This is a genomic window from Clostridium sp. RTP31139st1_H3_RTP31139_211217 (assembly GCF_040227035.1).
GTDB classification, from domain to species: domain Bacteria; phylum Bacillota; class Clostridia; order Clostridiales; family Clostridiaceae; genus Clostridium; species Clostridium saudiense.
The window spans coordinates 16,498-31,996 of sequence record NZ_JBCOAB010000037.1; the positions used below are offsets into that span (position 1 = coordinate 16,498).

General features: G+C 27.4%; 20 protein-coding genes, 1 tRNA gene and 1 other RNA gene. 3 read left to right on the forward strand and 19 right to left on the reverse strand.

The features are described from left to right. The first annotated feature begins 335 nt into the window (after positions 1-335). Positions 336-1,127, forward strand: coding sequence for a thymidylate synthase (locus tag ABUA17_RS13915; RefSeq protein WP_042397409.1), 792 nt, complete (start codon positions 336-338; stop codon positions 1,125-1,127). After that, positions 1,127-1,618, forward strand: coding sequence for a dihydrofolate reductase (locus ABUA17_RS13920; protein ID WP_195951637.1), 492 nt, complete (start codon positions 1,127-1,129; stop codon positions 1,616-1,618). The genes ABUA17_RS13915 and ABUA17_RS13920 overlap by 1 nt, the downstream gene beginning before the upstream one ends. A 61-nt stretch (positions 1,619-1,679) precedes the next feature. Here the strand turns inward: ABUA17_RS13920 and ppcA are convergent, their stop codons facing one another. The 6 genes from ppcA to ABUA17_RS13950 all read right to left on the reverse strand — a co-directional run bounded on the left by ppcA (position 1,680) and on the right by ABUA17_RS13950 (position 6,876). After that, the gene (ppcA, locus tag ABUA17_RS13925) at positions 1,680-3,296 is read right to left on the reverse strand and encodes a phosphoenolpyruvate carboxylase (protein ID WP_042397402.1); all 1,617 of its coding nucleotides are present in this window, start codon (positions 3,294-3,296) and stop codon (positions 1,680-1,682) included. Positions 3,297-3,709: 413 nt separating this feature from the next. Continuing rightward, an RNA gene (ffs, locus tag ABUA17_RS13930) (signal recognition particle sRNA large type) lies at positions 3,710-3,974 on the reverse strand. Positions 3,975-3,977: 3 nt separating this feature from the next. Next, positions 3,978-4,067, reverse strand: a tRNA-Ser gene (locus ABUA17_RS13935). 198 nt (positions 4,068-4,265) lie between these two features. Beyond that, a complete protein-coding gene (gene lgt / locus ABUA17_RS13940) occupies positions 4,266-5,039 on the reverse strand; it encodes a prolipoprotein diacylglyceryl transferase (RefSeq protein ID WP_042397474.1) in 774 nt (257 codons plus the stop codon). A gap of 11 nt (positions 5,040-5,050) precedes the next feature. Continuing rightward, positions 5,051-5,521 carry a nucleoside deaminase gene (locus tag ABUA17_RS13945; protein ID WP_042397399.1) on the reverse strand — a complete coding sequence of 157 codons (471 nt, stop codon included), beginning with the start codon at positions 5,519-5,521 and terminating at the stop codon, positions 5,051-5,053. A gap of 110 nt (positions 5,522-5,631) precedes the next feature. Beyond that, entirely contained in the window at positions 5,632-6,876 is a 1,245-nt protein-coding gene (locus ABUA17_RS13950) for an HlyC/CorC family transporter (RefSeq protein WP_042397396.1), read from the reverse strand. Between the two features lie 222 nt (positions 6,877-7,098). Here ABUA17_RS13950 and ABUA17_RS13955 point away from each other — a divergent pair, with 222 nt between their 5' ends. Further along, positions 7,099-7,992 carry a DUF368 domain-containing protein gene (locus ABUA17_RS13955; protein ID WP_042397393.1) on the forward strand — a complete coding sequence of 298 codons (894 nt, stop codon included), beginning with the start codon at positions 7,099-7,101 and terminating at the stop codon, positions 7,990-7,992. Between the two features lie 231 nt (positions 7,993-8,223). Here the strand turns inward: ABUA17_RS13955 and ABUA17_RS13960 are convergent, their stop codons facing one another. The 13 genes from ABUA17_RS13960 to ABUA17_RS14020 form a co-directional block, all read right to left on the reverse strand. Further along, positions 8,224-8,910: a DUF3800 domain-containing protein gene (locus tag ABUA17_RS13960; RefSeq protein WP_349818098.1), complete on the reverse strand. Its 687-nt coding sequence runs from the start codon at positions 8,908-8,910 to the stop codon at positions 8,224-8,226. 341 nt (positions 8,911-9,251) lie between these two features. Further along, complete coding sequence (locus ABUA17_RS13965; protein ID WP_349818097.1) at positions 9,252-9,860, reverse strand: recombinase family protein; 609 nt, start codon at positions 9,858-9,860, stop codon at positions 9,252-9,254. Positions 9,861-10,063: 203 nt separating this feature from the next. Beyond that, positions 10,064-10,405: a phage terminase small subunit-related protein gene (locus ABUA17_RS13970; protein WP_349818096.1), complete on the reverse strand. Its 342-nt coding sequence runs from the start codon at positions 10,403-10,405 to the stop codon at positions 10,064-10,066. A gap of 432 nt (positions 10,406-10,837) precedes the next feature. Next, on the reverse strand, positions 10,838-11,380 hold the full coding sequence (locus ABUA17_RS13975) for a tyrosine-type recombinase/integrase (RefSeq protein ID WP_349818095.1): 543 nt from the start codon (positions 11,378-11,380) through the stop codon (positions 10,838-10,840). A 56-nt stretch (positions 11,381-11,436) separates the two neighbouring features. Beyond that, positions 11,437-12,054 carry a hypothetical protein gene (locus tag ABUA17_RS13980; RefSeq protein ID WP_349818094.1) on the reverse strand — a complete coding sequence of 206 codons (618 nt, stop codon included), beginning with the start codon at positions 12,052-12,054 and terminating at the stop codon, positions 11,437-11,439. Between the two features lie 32 nt (positions 12,055-12,086). Further along, positions 12,087-12,320, reverse strand: coding sequence for a hypothetical protein (locus ABUA17_RS13985; RefSeq protein WP_349818093.1), 234 nt, complete (start codon positions 12,318-12,320; stop codon positions 12,087-12,089). Further along, positions 12,313-12,459: a hypothetical protein gene (locus ABUA17_RS13990; protein WP_323731795.1), complete on the reverse strand. Its 147-nt coding sequence runs from the start codon at positions 12,457-12,459 to the stop codon at positions 12,313-12,315. The genes ABUA17_RS13985 and ABUA17_RS13990 overlap by 8 nt, the downstream gene beginning before the upstream one ends. A gap of 249 nt (positions 12,460-12,708) precedes the next feature. Next, positions 12,709-13,581 (reverse strand): hypothetical protein, encoded by an 873-nt coding sequence (locus ABUA17_RS13995; protein WP_323731794.1) that lies wholly within the window; start codon positions 13,579-13,581, stop codon positions 12,709-12,711. A 104-nt stretch (positions 13,582-13,685) separates the two neighbouring features. Beyond that, positions 13,686-13,829 (reverse strand): hypothetical protein, encoded by a 144-nt coding sequence (locus tag ABUA17_RS14000; RefSeq protein ID WP_195949290.1) that lies wholly within the window; start codon positions 13,827-13,829, stop codon positions 13,686-13,688. Between the two features lie 17 nt (positions 13,830-13,846). Then, positions 13,847-14,164: a hypothetical protein gene (locus ABUA17_RS14005; protein ID WP_349818092.1), complete on the reverse strand. Its 318-nt coding sequence runs from the start codon at positions 14,162-14,164 to the stop codon at positions 13,847-13,849. Between the two features lie 115 nt (positions 14,165-14,279). Further along, positions 14,280-14,426, reverse strand: a complete 147-nt coding sequence (locus tag ABUA17_RS14010) for a hypothetical protein (protein ID WP_349818091.1) — start codon at positions 14,424-14,426, stop codon at positions 14,280-14,282. Next, positions 14,410-14,622, reverse strand: coding sequence for a hypothetical protein (locus ABUA17_RS14015; RefSeq protein ID WP_349818090.1), 213 nt, complete (start codon positions 14,620-14,622; stop codon positions 14,410-14,412). The genes ABUA17_RS14010 and ABUA17_RS14015 overlap by 17 nt, the downstream gene beginning before the upstream one ends. A gap of 16 nt (positions 14,623-14,638) precedes the next feature. After that, positions 14,639-15,499, reverse strand: an 861-nt coding sequence (locus tag ABUA17_RS14020) for a DnaB-like helicase C-terminal domain-containing protein (protein ID WP_349824100.1), incomplete at its 5' end; no start/stop codon positions are given.

Sequence of the window (15,499 nt, forward strand, 5' to 3'; positions counted from 1 at the left end):
TATTATAACCAAATTCTATTAATAGTTAAAGATTTTTCCCTGTTTCTAAAGTTTTACTTTTAATTTGCAAGTTCAACATGTATTTCCACAAAAGACACTCCTTTGTAACTTTTGCATAATTATTATTTTTTTATGCATATTATTTTCTTTATCTGCATTTTATTTCTTTTTATTGTTATTTTTTTAACACTCACTTGTATTTTATTTACATTTTATTGTTATTTTTTTAACTTTTAGACAAATAGCTACTTTCATCGACTTATTATTTTTTTCCCTCTGTTTTATATCTATTCATTATAGTAAAATAGTATTTATATATTTAAGGAGGTATTTATATGAGTTTATATGACAAAAAATACTTAAATATAGTTGAAGATATTTTAAATAATGGCTATTACGATAATAATAGAACTGGTATGCCAACTTATAAGCTTCCACATCAAGTGATGCAATTTAATTTGGAAAAGGAATTTCCTATTCTAACAACTAAATTTGTTGCATTTAAGACAGCTGTAAAAGAAATGCTATGGATTTATAGAGATCAATCTAATGATGTAACTAAGTTACAAGAACAAAATGTACACATTTGGGATGAATGGGTTGATGAAAATAATACTATTGGTCGTGGCTATGGTTATCAAATAGCTAAATTCCATCAAATTGATAAGCTTATTGAAACATTAAAGACTAATCCTCAGGATAGAAGAATGCTTATGACTATGTGGAATATAGAAGACCTACCCCATATGACTCTACAACCATGTTGTTTCATGACTATGTGGGACGTAACAGATGGCAAACTAAATTGTATGCTTATCCAACGTTCAGGAGACATACCATTAGGTGTACCATTTAATACATCACAATATGCTGTATTAGTTCATTTAATTGCACAAGTAACTGGACTTAAACCTGGTTTATTTACTCATGTAATTAATAATGCACACATATACGAAAATCAAGTAGAAGGAATGAAACTTCAATTAACTAGAGCTAATGACGAGTATGAAGCTCCAAAGCTTTGGATTAATCCAGAAATAACTAACTTCTATGATTTCACAGCAGATGATATAAAACTTATAGATTATAAATATCATCCTGCAATAAAAATGGAGGTATCTGTTTAATGCTATCTATAATAGTTGCTGTAGCTGAAAACAATGTTATAGGTGGAGATAACAAGCTTTTATGGCATATACCAGAAGACTTAAAAAGATTTAAAGCAATTACATCTGGAAACACAATAATAATGGGTAGAAAAACTTTTGAATCATTGCCTGGCGTTTTGCCTAATAGAAAACATTTAGTTATCACAAGGGATGAAAATTATTCTGTGGATAATGCAAATGTAGAAGTTATCCACAGCTTTTCACGAGTTATTAACATGTATAAAAATTCACCTGAACATGCATTTATTATAGGTGGAGGAGAGATATACAAACAAGTTATCCACAGTGTGGATAAAATATTTTTAACAAAAGTGTATAAGTCATTCCATGGAGATACTACTTTTCCACAAATAGATTTTAATGAATTTAATATTGAATTTAAATCAGAAATTTATACCTGTGAAAAAAGCGGATTAAAATATCAGTTTATTGATTTAATAAGAAAATAAAATACTTCAACTAAAATAAAAAAAGTCGGTTTTACCGACTTTTTTATTTTAAACATTAATTTTATCCAATACTTCCTCTTACTTTACCCATTCTTATAATCCATTCATTAAGAATCTTTAACTCTTCAGTTTTGCTTTGGATTATATCATCTTCTAGTCCAATTAAATGCATTATTATTGGTCTAGTTGTCTTTAATAGAGTATGATAGAATTCATTATCGTTCATGAAATCATAATCTAATCCTAGATTTAATATTTCATTTACATACTTCATATCTTCTTTATATTCTTGTCTTGCAGATTCATCTATTATCTTTTTACTAACACCAGCATTAGCAAATCTTGCTGCAAATCCTAAGTCTTCTCTTAACATAGGATAGAATTCAATTAATTTATCTATACCTTCTTGTCCAAACTTATCTTTAATTTCCTTAAGTCCTCTACCCATTCCTAAAAGCTCTGGCGGCATACCTAATGTATACATAGCTCCTGTAAATGAAATAGCTCTAGGTACCGCATATTCAGTAGAATTATCAATACTTAATATTTCTTTCTTCAACTCTTCATTACTTACTAAGTTAGCTATATTATCAAGGTTAGCAACTTCTCTGTTATATTCTAAACCTGTTTTAGCCTTAGTTAATCTATCTCTATTCTTTGGAATAAAGTCAGATACAAATGAAACAGTATTTATTACCTTTAAGAATGTTGTTAAATAGTGTTTTGATAATATTCCTATGAATTCCTTCATAAGAGCTATATCTTCTTCAGAGAATCTTCTTGGTTTATACATATCCATCTTTTCTCTTAACTCTCTTGCAGCCTTTTTAGTTTCATCAGCACCATGATCATATCTTAACGCAGATTGGAAAGTAAAAGTTCTTACTCCTGCATAAGTTTCTAATATCTTATCAACATTTTCACCAGTAAAATGTCCTCTAAATGGTAATGATCCACATCCTAATATAGGTGCAACCTCTACCCCATGTTCTTCTCCCCATTTATATGCCTTATCGATTGCCATTACAACAGAAAGTACTCCTGATATTAATCCATAAGACATTGCTGTATCTGAACGTGCTATCATAAATCTTAAATAGTCTATATTAAATCCTTTTTCCTTTGAAATTTCATAAAAATCATTTAATATTTTATCAACATTAACTAATGCAGGAACATCTTCAACTAATGGGATTATTCTTACACTATTTTCTTCAAATTTTACTGGATAATTTTTATTTCCTAATTCAATAACAGAATTTACTCTTTCTTGGAATTCAGCTATTTCTTGCCCTGTCTCTACCATTGGTACAACCACTTCTCTTATAGCTTGTACCCCTGTAAGCTGATAAGCCTGTGCATTAGTTTCAACTATAGACATTATACTCATTAACTGTCTAAATACTGATTCCTTATTTGCATTTGGTATTCTAGGTGTTATCCTAACATTTTCACCCGGCACTATACCCTTGCCAATTAAACCTAATGCAATTTGTGATGTTTGATGATAAGGTGTTAATTTACCTTCAAAATCTATCATTACTTCATCAATTCCAAGACCACCTTGCTCTTGAGGTGTTAATCCTTGTATTGCCTCTTCTGGTTCATGTTGGATTGATATGTATTGTTCTACATTATCAGGATGTTGTGTCATCATCGAAGTCGGAAATTTTCTCATTTAAATAGCCCCCTTAAATCTTTTTGAATTTCATATTTTTATTATATTTCATTTTTATATGGTTTTACAAGAGTTTTATTTAAAAAATGCAATTTTTAATACTTTTAACTTGCATTTAATATTTTTATATTATCATTTAGTTAACTTAAATAGTTATGTTTTTTAATATTTTCCTTTTTAAATTTAAAAAAGGACAGAAAAATAGGGATATCTCACAAGAGATTTCCCTATTTTTCTGTCCTATTGTTTTTTTGTCCTATATTGTTAATCCTATTGAAGAGTAACCTTAATTTAATAAATAAATTTGAACGAAAAATGAAATATCATTTTTCATAATTAATTTTCATTTTAATTAAAATTGTTTATAAACATTAAAAAAGCCTTTCTTTCTAGCAAGAAAGGATAATTTAAAACCGTACACCTCACTTTGACAGTAACCTCTAAGCGTTACCTATGTAGTTAACTCAGGTAAGATTGATCCACGTCACACGCAGGGGCTGCTTATCGCTGCTTTCTTCCGAACCTGACGAGGTTCACAGTCTTACGTCGCGTGGGACCCGACCCTCAACATCACTTACATAGGGCAGTCCAGAAAGATTAAAAGCCTCGGTGAGGAATTCAATCCTGCTATAGCGGATTGCAGGTTATAGGGCACCGCTAACTCCCCATCTAGTACGGCTATGGCGGAGAAAGTGGGATTTGAACCCACGATAGAGTTTCCCCTATACACGCGTTCCAGGCGTGCTCCTTCAACCACTCGGACATCTCTCCATATCACATATCTAGAAATTAATTAAAACATTTTTTATTTTACTTAATCTTGATACTTTCTCATTCTAACATAAATATTATTGTAGTTCAATAGAAAGATTTACTTTCATAATTCATCGTAAATCTATAAATGCGACTCGCAGTTTATCACTATATTAGTTTACCACTTCGAGTCGCATTTATTTATTTTTATGATATTTAATTTTTGCTTTTATTTTTATTATTTTTTATTGCTATAAATATAATTAAAACTCCAAAAATAATACCTATTAAGCTTATTATTTGAGCAGTTCTTAATCCAAAGAACATTAAGCTATCAGTTCTTAATCCTTCTATAAAAAATCTTCCTAACGAATAAAGTACCATATAACTTCCTATTACGATACCATGTTGCTGTTTCTTTTTATATAAAATAAATATTAATAATACAAATACAACTAAATCCCAAATAGATTCATATAAAAATGTTGGGTGATAATATGTTCCATTTATCAACATTCCTCTTTGAATAAATTCAGGGAATTTACTTATAAACGCTTCTGTAACTGGGCCTCCATGAGCTTCTTGATTCATAAAATTTCCCCATCTCCCAATTGCCTGAGCTAATATTACTCCTGGCATTATCACATCAATATATTCAAAAAAATTAATCTTCTTAATCCTTGTAAATATATATGCAACAACCAATCCACCAATTAACCCTCCATGAATAGCCATACCACCATTTCTTATATTTATTACATCTAAAAATGAATGATAATTTTTATATTCAAAGGCCACATAATAAAGCCTAGCTCCAACTATCGCAAATGGAAAACTCCATAAAAAACCATCAGTAATAATATCAAAATCTAGTCCTTTTTTCTTTGCAAGAATATACGATACAAAAAATGCAACTAATACGCCTCCTGCAATAATGATTCCATACCACCTTATAGGCTGACCAAATAGTTCAAATGCTACCGGATTCATTGCTACTGGATTCATCTCTTATCCTCCCCTTTTTCTATTAATTTTCTTTGTCTTCTTTCATAAAAAAACTTACTTATTAAATCGCTACATTCTTTATTATAACACCAATTTACCTTTACATAAGTATTAAAAATATCATAATCTAAAATATTTAAAATTGTCCCACAAGCCCCCATATCTTTATTAAATGTTCCAATATATAATTTTGAAATTCTTGCTTGCCCAATTGCAGATGCACACATTGAACAAGGTTCTAATGTTACATACATCTCTGCCCCATTTAATCTCCAATCACCTAATACCTTGCAAGCCTCTTCAATAGCTAATACTTCAGCATGTGCCAATACTGACTTATTTGTTTCCTTTAAATTATGAGCTTTAGCTATTACTTTATTATCCTTTACTATTACAGCCCCTACAGGAACCTCCCCCTTTAAATAAGCCTTATTAGCTTCTTCTAGAGCAATATCCATATAATTCATTATGTCATTTCCACCTTTTATTGGCTAAAATTTAAGAGCTAAGTGCCATTGATAAAATTCATTTTACCATTTAAAACTCTTAACTCTTACCTTATTACTTCAATTAGTAACTATGTGTAAATTCTTACTTTTTTAATTCTATTCTTATCAACTTCTTCAACAACAAATCTTATTTTGTTTAAAGTTACTTCTTCTTTATTATCTGGGAATCTACCTAATTCTCCTATAATTAATCCACCAACAGAATCAAATTCTTCTGACTCCATATTTACTCCAATTAATTCACTTATATCATCAAGTTTGGCACTTCCATCTACTATATATTCATCCTCTTTTACAACTTCTATTTCCTTATCATAGTCGTCATATTCATCTTCTATATCGCCAAATACCTCTTCAATTAAATCTTCTATAGTTACTATACCAACGGTACCACCATATTCATCTAAAACAACACTTAAATGATTTCTGGTTTTCTTCATTTCATTAAATAATTCCTTAATTTTTTTAAATTCAAATGTATAATAAGGTTCCCTCATATAATCAGAAACTTTAAATCCTTCTTTGTTTTGACCTGCTATAATTAAATCCTTAACATACAAAACTCCAACTATATCATCAATCGTTTGATTATATACAGGTATTCTAGAAAACTGCTCTGTTTTTATAACTTCTAAAACTTCTTCGTAAGTAGCTTCGGTATCTACTGCTACAATATCTACTCTTTGAACCATAACATCTTTAGCTTGAGAATCTGCAAAATCAAAAACATTGAAAATCATTTCTTTTTCAACATCTTCAAGCACACCTTCTTCTTCACTAACACCTACCATAGTTCTTAATTCTTCTTCTGTTATAAATGGTTCCGTAGCCTTCGGATCTCCACCTAATAATCTTATAAATAAACTTGATATAAACGAAAATATTCCTATAAAAGGTTTTAATATTTTAACTATTATATTTATTGGTTTACTTACTTTTAACGATACTTCTTCAGATTTTTGTTTTGCTATTGACTTTGGAGTTATTTCTCCAAATATAAGTACTAATACTGTCATTACAGCAGTTGCTACTCCAACCCCACTTGGACCTACTAAAGAAACAAATAATGTTGTAGCTAATGATGATGCTAAAATATTGACTATATTGTTGCCTATTAATATGGCTCCTAATAACTTATTTGGGTCTTCTGTTAACTTTTCAACCAACTTAGCTCCCTTTACTCCCTCTTCCACCATATGTCTAATTCTTATTTTACTTAGTGCCATAAGGGCGGTTTCTGACATTGAAAAAAATCCAGACAATACAAGTAAAATTATAAGTACTATTATCTGCCACACTTGACTGGGTTCCAAAAAAATCACTCTCCTAGTAATTTAATAAAATATTTTTGATATTTATTATATCATACGTTAATACTATATGATATAATTTACCAATAAATAAACACAAATTTTACATTTTATTTCAATAGAAATTTTAATATTTTTAATATTAATTTAATAATAATGTGCTATTATTTTTTTATTTTTAGTATTATAATTTTATACTTAACATATTTATTTTGAGGTGATATTGTGTATATTATTAATTTTATCAGAGGTTTTTTTATGGCCTTAGCTGATAGTGTACCTGGTGTTTCGGGTGGTACTATTGCTTTTATATTAGGGTTTTATGATGATTTTATAGGCTCTCTAAACTCATTAATATCAAAAGATAGCAAAGAAGATAAGAAAAAGGCTTTATTCTTTTTAATTAAGTTAGGAATCGGTTGGGTAACTGGTATGGTTTTATCTGTACTAATACTATCTTCTATATTTGATTCACACATCTATAGTATAAGTTCACTATTTACTGGATTTATAATAGTTGCAATTCCATTAATAATTAAACAGGAAAAGGATTCTTTAGTAGGTAAATATAAAAATATTATTTTTACCTTAATCGGTGCTCTAATTGTTGGACTAATTACGTATTTTAACCCTGCAGGTACTAATGGTGGCATGAATCTTTCATTAGGAAGTTTAAACTTTGGACTTGGTATATTTGTATTTGTTGCTGGATTAATTGCTATTTCTGCTATGGTTCTACCTGGTATATCAGGTTCAACTTTATTATTAATATTTGGACTTTACACAGGAATTATAAGTGCAATAAAAGAAGTTTTATCACTTAACTTTTCTTATTTACCAGTATTAATAATCTTTGGATTAGGTGTAATTACAGGTATTTTAAGTACAATTAAAATAATTAAATTCTTATTAAGTAAATATAGATCTGCTATGATTTATTTAATATTAGGATTAATGGTTGGATCTTTATATGCCGTATTTATGGGACCTACTACTTTAGAAGTCCCTCAACCAGCAATGAATCTTTCAAACTTCAGCTGGATATTCTTTATTATAGGCGGATCTTTAATAATAGTACTGGAAAAATCAAAAGATTTTTTAGAAAAGAAATCAAAATAATATAAATAAAAATCGCTAAGAAACTTAAATTTCTTAGCGATTTTTATTATGGTACTCCCAACAGGAAAAACCTTATATATTATTATAAAATTTTATTTATATAACAATCCTTGTAAAGCCTTATATTTACTATGTTTATGTAACTTTATTTATATTTATAAAATAGCTTGTACTATTACAAATATTTATTAATTGTCGGTATTATGTCGGTTTTTTATCGTTAATATTTATCTATGGTAGTATAGTTAAATATAATTTATTAGATTTATTTTCTATGTCTCTTATAGCTTTATAATAAATATTATTAGCTACTATATCAGACGCTCTAACCAATGTTACAGAATTAGAGTTACAATACTTTACATTAACACTTTTTAAATTCTTAAAAATTGGTGGATAGAATTTATTATAATCATAATTAAATGTTCCTATTTTAAATTCTTGCTCCAAGCTTTCTTTCAATTCATATCTTCCATCTGTTGCAGTTGTATGTTCATCAATATAAATATATATGTTTTCAATTTCATCAGCAGAAATAATACCTTCACATATCAAGTTTTCAAACATTCGTTTTAAACCTATCTTATAAGCATAATCTAAATATCTCTGCTTACTTTTCTTATTAACAAATATTTCATTTCTAATATTTTTTTGATTAACTATCACGCCAAATTTAATACATTTATTCAATGATCTATAAATCTTTGATTTTTCTTTATTTCCGAGAATACACGCTTTTAACTCAACACCATTGTCATACTTTTTAGATTCTCTTATAACTCTTTCAACGTTCTTATATTTTCTTACGTTTATATCCTTATCTTCTTTAGATAAAAATAATACTCCACCATAAACATATATATCATTATGTACTTTATCAAATACACCTGATTCATCAGAATATATATATAAATTCATTATATTCTCCCCCTAAAAACAAAAAAACGCCGAACGGCGTTCCCTATGGCTGACGACATAACCATGTCGCTTAAACGTTAATTCAGTTTCATAGGTATACAGCGTATTACTACCTGCACTAATATTATACGTCATATAATAATTTATTGACAAATCTTTTTTTTATTATTATAGCTGATTATATCAAATTATTCTTATTTTATTTAATTTTTCTCTAATTTTATAAATTTAATATCTATAAAGATACATATAAAAAGATATTATGCTATTTTAGAGCTTCATATTATTCAAATAAATTTATAAGGGTAACAAAACGTTGCTCCATTTTCTATTTTTAATATTTAATCTGCCTCATATAATTTAATCCATCTGTAAAGAGTTGCTCTACCAACGCCTAATAACTTAGCCATTTCTACTTTTGTTATTTCTTTATTTAACATTTTGTCATAATATTTTTTAAAGTCTTTCGGTAGATCACTAACTTTCTTTTCTTCTCTACCAAACCATTTACCACTCTTGGTAGCAACTTCACCAGTATTTGATTTTATTTCTTTTAATCTTTCAATACTCTGTAATGTTCTTTCTTGGATAGTTTCCCTTTCCATTTCTGCAACAGCTCCAAATATACCTAGTAATAACTTATAGGTTGTTGTGCTAGTGTCGATACCCTCTTTTACTAAAATAACTCTAACACCTTTATTAATTAATTGCTCTACTATCTCAATTAAGTCCTTTAGGTTTCTTCCTAATCTGCTGATACTTTCACAATAAAGAATATCTCCCTCTTTTAATTCATTCATCATTTTAATTAACTGTGGTCTTTCCATGCTCTTTCCTGTGCATTTATCTATATATTCCTTATCAAATTTTATCTTTAATTTTTCAAGTTGATATTCTTGTCTACCTACTTCTTGATTTAATGTACTCACTCTTAAATAACTTACTATCATTTTTTAACCCCTTGCTCTAATATTTTATGAGTTAATTATAATATGTATCATTAAACCTATCAAACATAATAATACATATTTAGTAACGATTTTAAGCCATTTATGAGGGATTTTCTCTTAATTTCTTCTTGTATCGCCATACCTTCGTTTTTCGATACATTTATTTTATTAAAAATGATACCATAAATTTGTAGTATTATTCTTTATTTTTTTAAAACATTAATTATTCTTTGTTGCTTTAATATAATCCCCATTAATACTCTTTTGCTTGGTAGTGCTGTTTCATCACTCATATACATTCCATGACATAGTGCATTAAGGTTTCCTCTTGGTGCTCCACCCCCTTTATTACCAATAGCATTTTTATTGCCTTTTGGTGCTCCTACTTTACTATTTATTCTTTTATCCCATTCATCTCTCCTTTTCCATGAATAAACTGTATTAACACTTACATTTAAGTATTTTGCTATCTCACTTATTTTTATATTCTTATGATGCTCTTTGTAAATTTTAAAAGCTCTCTTTCTGATATTTATATTATTCACTTTTACTCCTTTTAAATTAAAAAAATTACTAACAAAATTGTATTATTTTCTGTGCATTATGGAAATGTCTAATCCCTGTATTTTTCTACATTTAAACGTATAAAGAATTGTGTTTGTTGCGATTTGTATTTTATATAATTGAGTTAGTTTTTTTATTTTGGTATTTCGTTTTTTTTAGTTTTGCATATTGTTTTTTTATCACTTTCATTACTATATTTTTTACTTTTTCAATTTTAACTAATTTCTCTGGTCTATAACCATTGATTTTACTATATTTAAGCGTATTTTCCCTTTTTAATCCAAAAGATACATATCTAACATTGTGTATTATTCATTTATTCCCCCTTAACCCCTGTATTTATCTAGCTTTATAACTATTTTAAAAATATGAAAAATACATACCCCACAATATGTATCTTTCATACCTATTTTTTAATCCCATAAACCTTTAACATGCTTATTTATTACTTCTTGTTCTAATCCTATATATCTTAATGTTATTCCTGAATTACTATGATTAAAATATCTTCTTAATTCTTCTATATCTCCATATTTCTTATAATACTTTCTACCAAATGTCTTTCTAGTTGAATGACACCCTACTCTTTTTAATCCATGCTTTTCGGCTGCACTTCTTATTATTTTATAAGCTCTATCTCTTTGTAATGGATTATTATATCCTTTTCTACTTTTTATTAAATATTCGTTAGGCTCTTTACCCTCGCAATATTCTTTTAATATCTTTTTTAACTTACTACTTAACTCTATCTCTTTCCATTTACCTGTTTTCTGCTCTTGCATATATATAGTTTTTTTATTTACCACATCTGATATTCTTAACTTTAATACATCTGATATTCTTAAACCAGTATGTAGCATAACCATAAACATTACATAATCTCTTTCATTTTTACTCTTTAAATATTGTGCTATATCTTCTATATTTTCATCACTTATCGGCTTAACTTCTCTCAATATTATTTCTCCTTTCTAAAATTATTTAATAAAAAAGAGACCTTTTAAGCCTCTTTTTATTTCACTTCTTCCCATAGAATTATTGTTAAGTCATCTTTTAATCTTGTTTTAATAAAATTAATATTACCCTCTAATCCTGTAGATAAAGATTCTTTTATTCTATAAGGGCTCATGTGTATTCCTATATTATTCCTTAAATCATTTAATGATTTTTTATTATATTCTCTATTGTCTTTTGGTATTAATACAGAAAATCCATATACTTTTTCACATTTTACTGCTAAACTTCTTAACATTGCTAGGGCGTTGTAATCATCTTTATATACATTTATAATATTTTGGAAATCTTCTTGATTTGTAATCGCTCCTGCTTCAATCATTTTCATTGCATTTGTTAATCCTATTTGATAATTTGAATCTAATAATCTTCCAGCTGAATTATCTCTCCATTTTTTCTCTAAAGCTTCAATCCCTCTATTTAATGTTTCTAAAGCTCTATTTTGATAATTTTGTGCAACTTCTTTAAATGGTATTGCTATTTTCTCTATTTCAATTTCCTTGCCTTCTTGAGTTAAATATGGTTTACTTTCTATTTGGTTTACTTTACTCTTAAATAATTCCTGTTGTCTTTTATATCCTTCAATAATATTTAATAATTCACTTTTTTTACTCATTTTAATACCTCTCTATTTAATTATTTAAAATTTTACTGTCTAATACTTGCTAATTTTACTACTGCTGAATATATTCTTTTTTCTACATTCTCCATTATTGCTGGCACTCTGTATATTGGTATCTCTCCATCTTCTAACACATCTATTATTTTATTTACAACTTTTTCTTCTCTTTCTTCTAAAGTTTCATTATGAAAATATGAATTAATTATTTCTTTAAGCTCTGGATCAAGCTCAACTTTTACATCACTTAATTTTTTAGCCATTACTTTTCTCTCCTTCTTCTTTTAATTTTTTAGCTTTATTTTTCCAATACTTCTCTTGGTGGGCTTTTACTTTATCTTTATTCTTAGAACGCCACTCTCTAGCATAAGCATTTCTTAATTTTCTTGCTTCATCATTCATTGCTATAGCTCCTTTCTTAAAAATAAAAAAAAGACTACAGGAATATATAAACTCGTTAGTAAGTGAATATCTTCACTTTCCCTTAAGTTAATCTATTTCCCGTAGCCTTTATATGCTTTCCACTTAATCAAGTGGGGTACTATCTAATATTTACTTCTTATTTTTATATTTATCTTTATACTTATTTTATCATAAAACTATATTTTAAGCTAGTATTTTAATATATAAATTTAATTCCATTCTCCAATACTAACTTTCTCTTATTATTGTCTTTTGTTTTAATTCATTATTTATTAAATAATATGCTGTTTCTAAATGACTTGTTGCCATTGAATTATTATTAAACTTTCTTTCATAATTTAATTCTATATCATTTGGGGTAACTAGAAATCCTATTCCTAAGTCCATTTCAACAGCTTTCCCTATACACATTCCATTATCCTTTTTTCTTCTTACAGTACAACTCGAATAAGTTTTTTTAATAATTCCTGCTTCATAATAATTAAATGATATCTTTAAATTTTTATAATTATTAGAATCACTATTTAACTTTTCATTTATTTTTCTTACACTTCTTTCTATATCACCAATATAATGAACTAAATACATATACACCATATCGTAATTTTTACACTTTTCTATATTTTTATATAAATCACTTTCTTTAAATTTATTTGTATATGGATATGGTGAATCCAAACCACTCCAATGAAGGCATGCTAAAAATATAGGAGAATAATCTCTATTACACCCTTCTATCATTTCCCATTCGTCAAATTCTTCATATACAAAAGCATGGATTAATTCATGTCTTATTGTTTCCCTTAAACATTCAATTCCTCTTTTCTTATCATTAAAATCATTACAATACATTTCATAATAACTTCTTGATAGCTTAGTTAAAAATATCTTATGCTCATATTTCCATTGTCTTTCATTTGCTCTTGTGTTCTCGTAATACCCAAGAGTATTTTTCCTTTTACACCTTAAATCCAAATCAATAATAACTTTGTTTCTTAAAAATGACTTTCTCTTATATGGTCTAAATCTTTTTCTTAAATCCTCTAATTCCTTCTGTAGTAATTTATCTAATAATATTTTAAAATCTTTTTTCTTAATCATAAAATCACCTATTTTATAAACTCTCTTAATAACTCATGAAACTTTTTCTCATTCTCTGACATAAATTTCGCCTCCTGTAGTTACTTAGATATTAAATATAGTAACTACTCTATATCTACATAAACCCTATAATATCTACCTGTCTTACTTGGTTTACTAATTTTATTTATCTTAATGCCCTTAGACAAAACTTCTAATATTTTAATCTTTTCTATTTCATTCTCATATTTAATCTGTATCTTTGCCATATGTAACTCTCTTTTACTTATAATATAGTTCCTACATCATCTATCTCATTTAAAAACTTTAAACTTCCTAATCCAGCTCTTACACCTTCTCTAAAATAAAATCTACATAATTCTAACCATTCATCTGAAATAGAGTCCTCTAATTCCCTAATTAATCTTTGTTGCTCTTCAGTTGTATCTAATTTCAAAACTTCCTTAATTGATTTTGTCGCTAATTGTTTTTGTTTATACTTAAAATTTTCATTTTCAAAATAAGTTTCTTCAATATTCGGTATATGAATAAATTCATTTTCTACTATTCCATCTACTATATTTTTCATTTTTTTATAATTCATTTCCTTATCTCCTTTATTTTACTCTTGATTATTTAGGAGCTTATAGGATAAACTTAAGTTGCTATACTTTATGTTATCCTATGGATAGCTCCTTGCTTATAGATATTGGTAGTATCTATAAGCTTTTTTTCTTTTTAAATTTTCTTCTTTTACCTAACATTATCTTTCCAACTTCTATTTGGGTAGGCTTGTCTGCATTTTTATACTTTTTGCCTATCTCTAAAACTTTATTTTCTAACTCTTCGCTATTGCTCTTCTCCATTCTCTTTACATTCCTTTTTTAACTGCTCTAACATTCTAAAACTATTGTTAAATACTTCTACAATCCCCTTCATGACATCTTTTTTTAAGTCTTCCATACCTTTCTCATTTCTATATATATCAATAGCATTTAATAAGGTTTCTGTTTTTGCTTTATTCAATTCTACCTCTAATTGTTCTATTTCCTCTAGTGCCATAATAAATATTACCTCTCTATCTCATGAAGTTACTTATTCTTGAATAATCTCCGTCCCAATTTAAAGCTATTGTTCCTTTTTTCCCATGTCTATTTTTTAATACAGTTAAGTTTATACAATTTGGATTTTTTTCAGCTTTTTTAGAGTTGTAATCTAATTTTCCTTCTTTATTTAAATTTTCTCTTATTTGTGGATTATCTAATTTTATATTTCTATACAATGCAATTACTTGATCGCTATCTTGCTCTATTCTCGCACTATCTTGTATATCATTAACTTCCAATTTCTCGTAATACTCTAAATTTGAATTGCCATCTGATTTTCTATTTGCTTGTGCTAATAACACTACACATACTTTTTCTTTTAATGCAAACTCTTTTAAAATACTTGTAACTTGTCCTATTTTTTCAGTTAATGTAATTCCACTTATACCAGTTACATACTTGTTTACATAATCAACAAATAGTACATCTAATCCATTTTTTAACTTGTACAATCTAACTTCATTTAAAAACTTATTTATATCAGTTTCATTGGTTATATAAAATCTATTTTCCATTAATTTAACCATTAAACTATTTACCTTATCTTTTTCTTCTCTAGTCAATGTATTTTCCGTAAATTTAGAATGCTTTATATTTAACTTACTAGAAGATATTTTGTCTAAGACTTCCTTTACAGACATTTCTCCACTTCCATAAACAACTCTATTACCTTGTATAACCATATTTGAAGCAGTTTGTATCGCAAATGTACTTTTACCTACTCCACTTCTTGCAAACACTGTTATAAGTCTTCCTCTTTGAAATTTACCTACTATTTCATCTAAACTATAAAAATTGCTTTTGAACCCTTGTGATTTATTATAGTTTTCTAT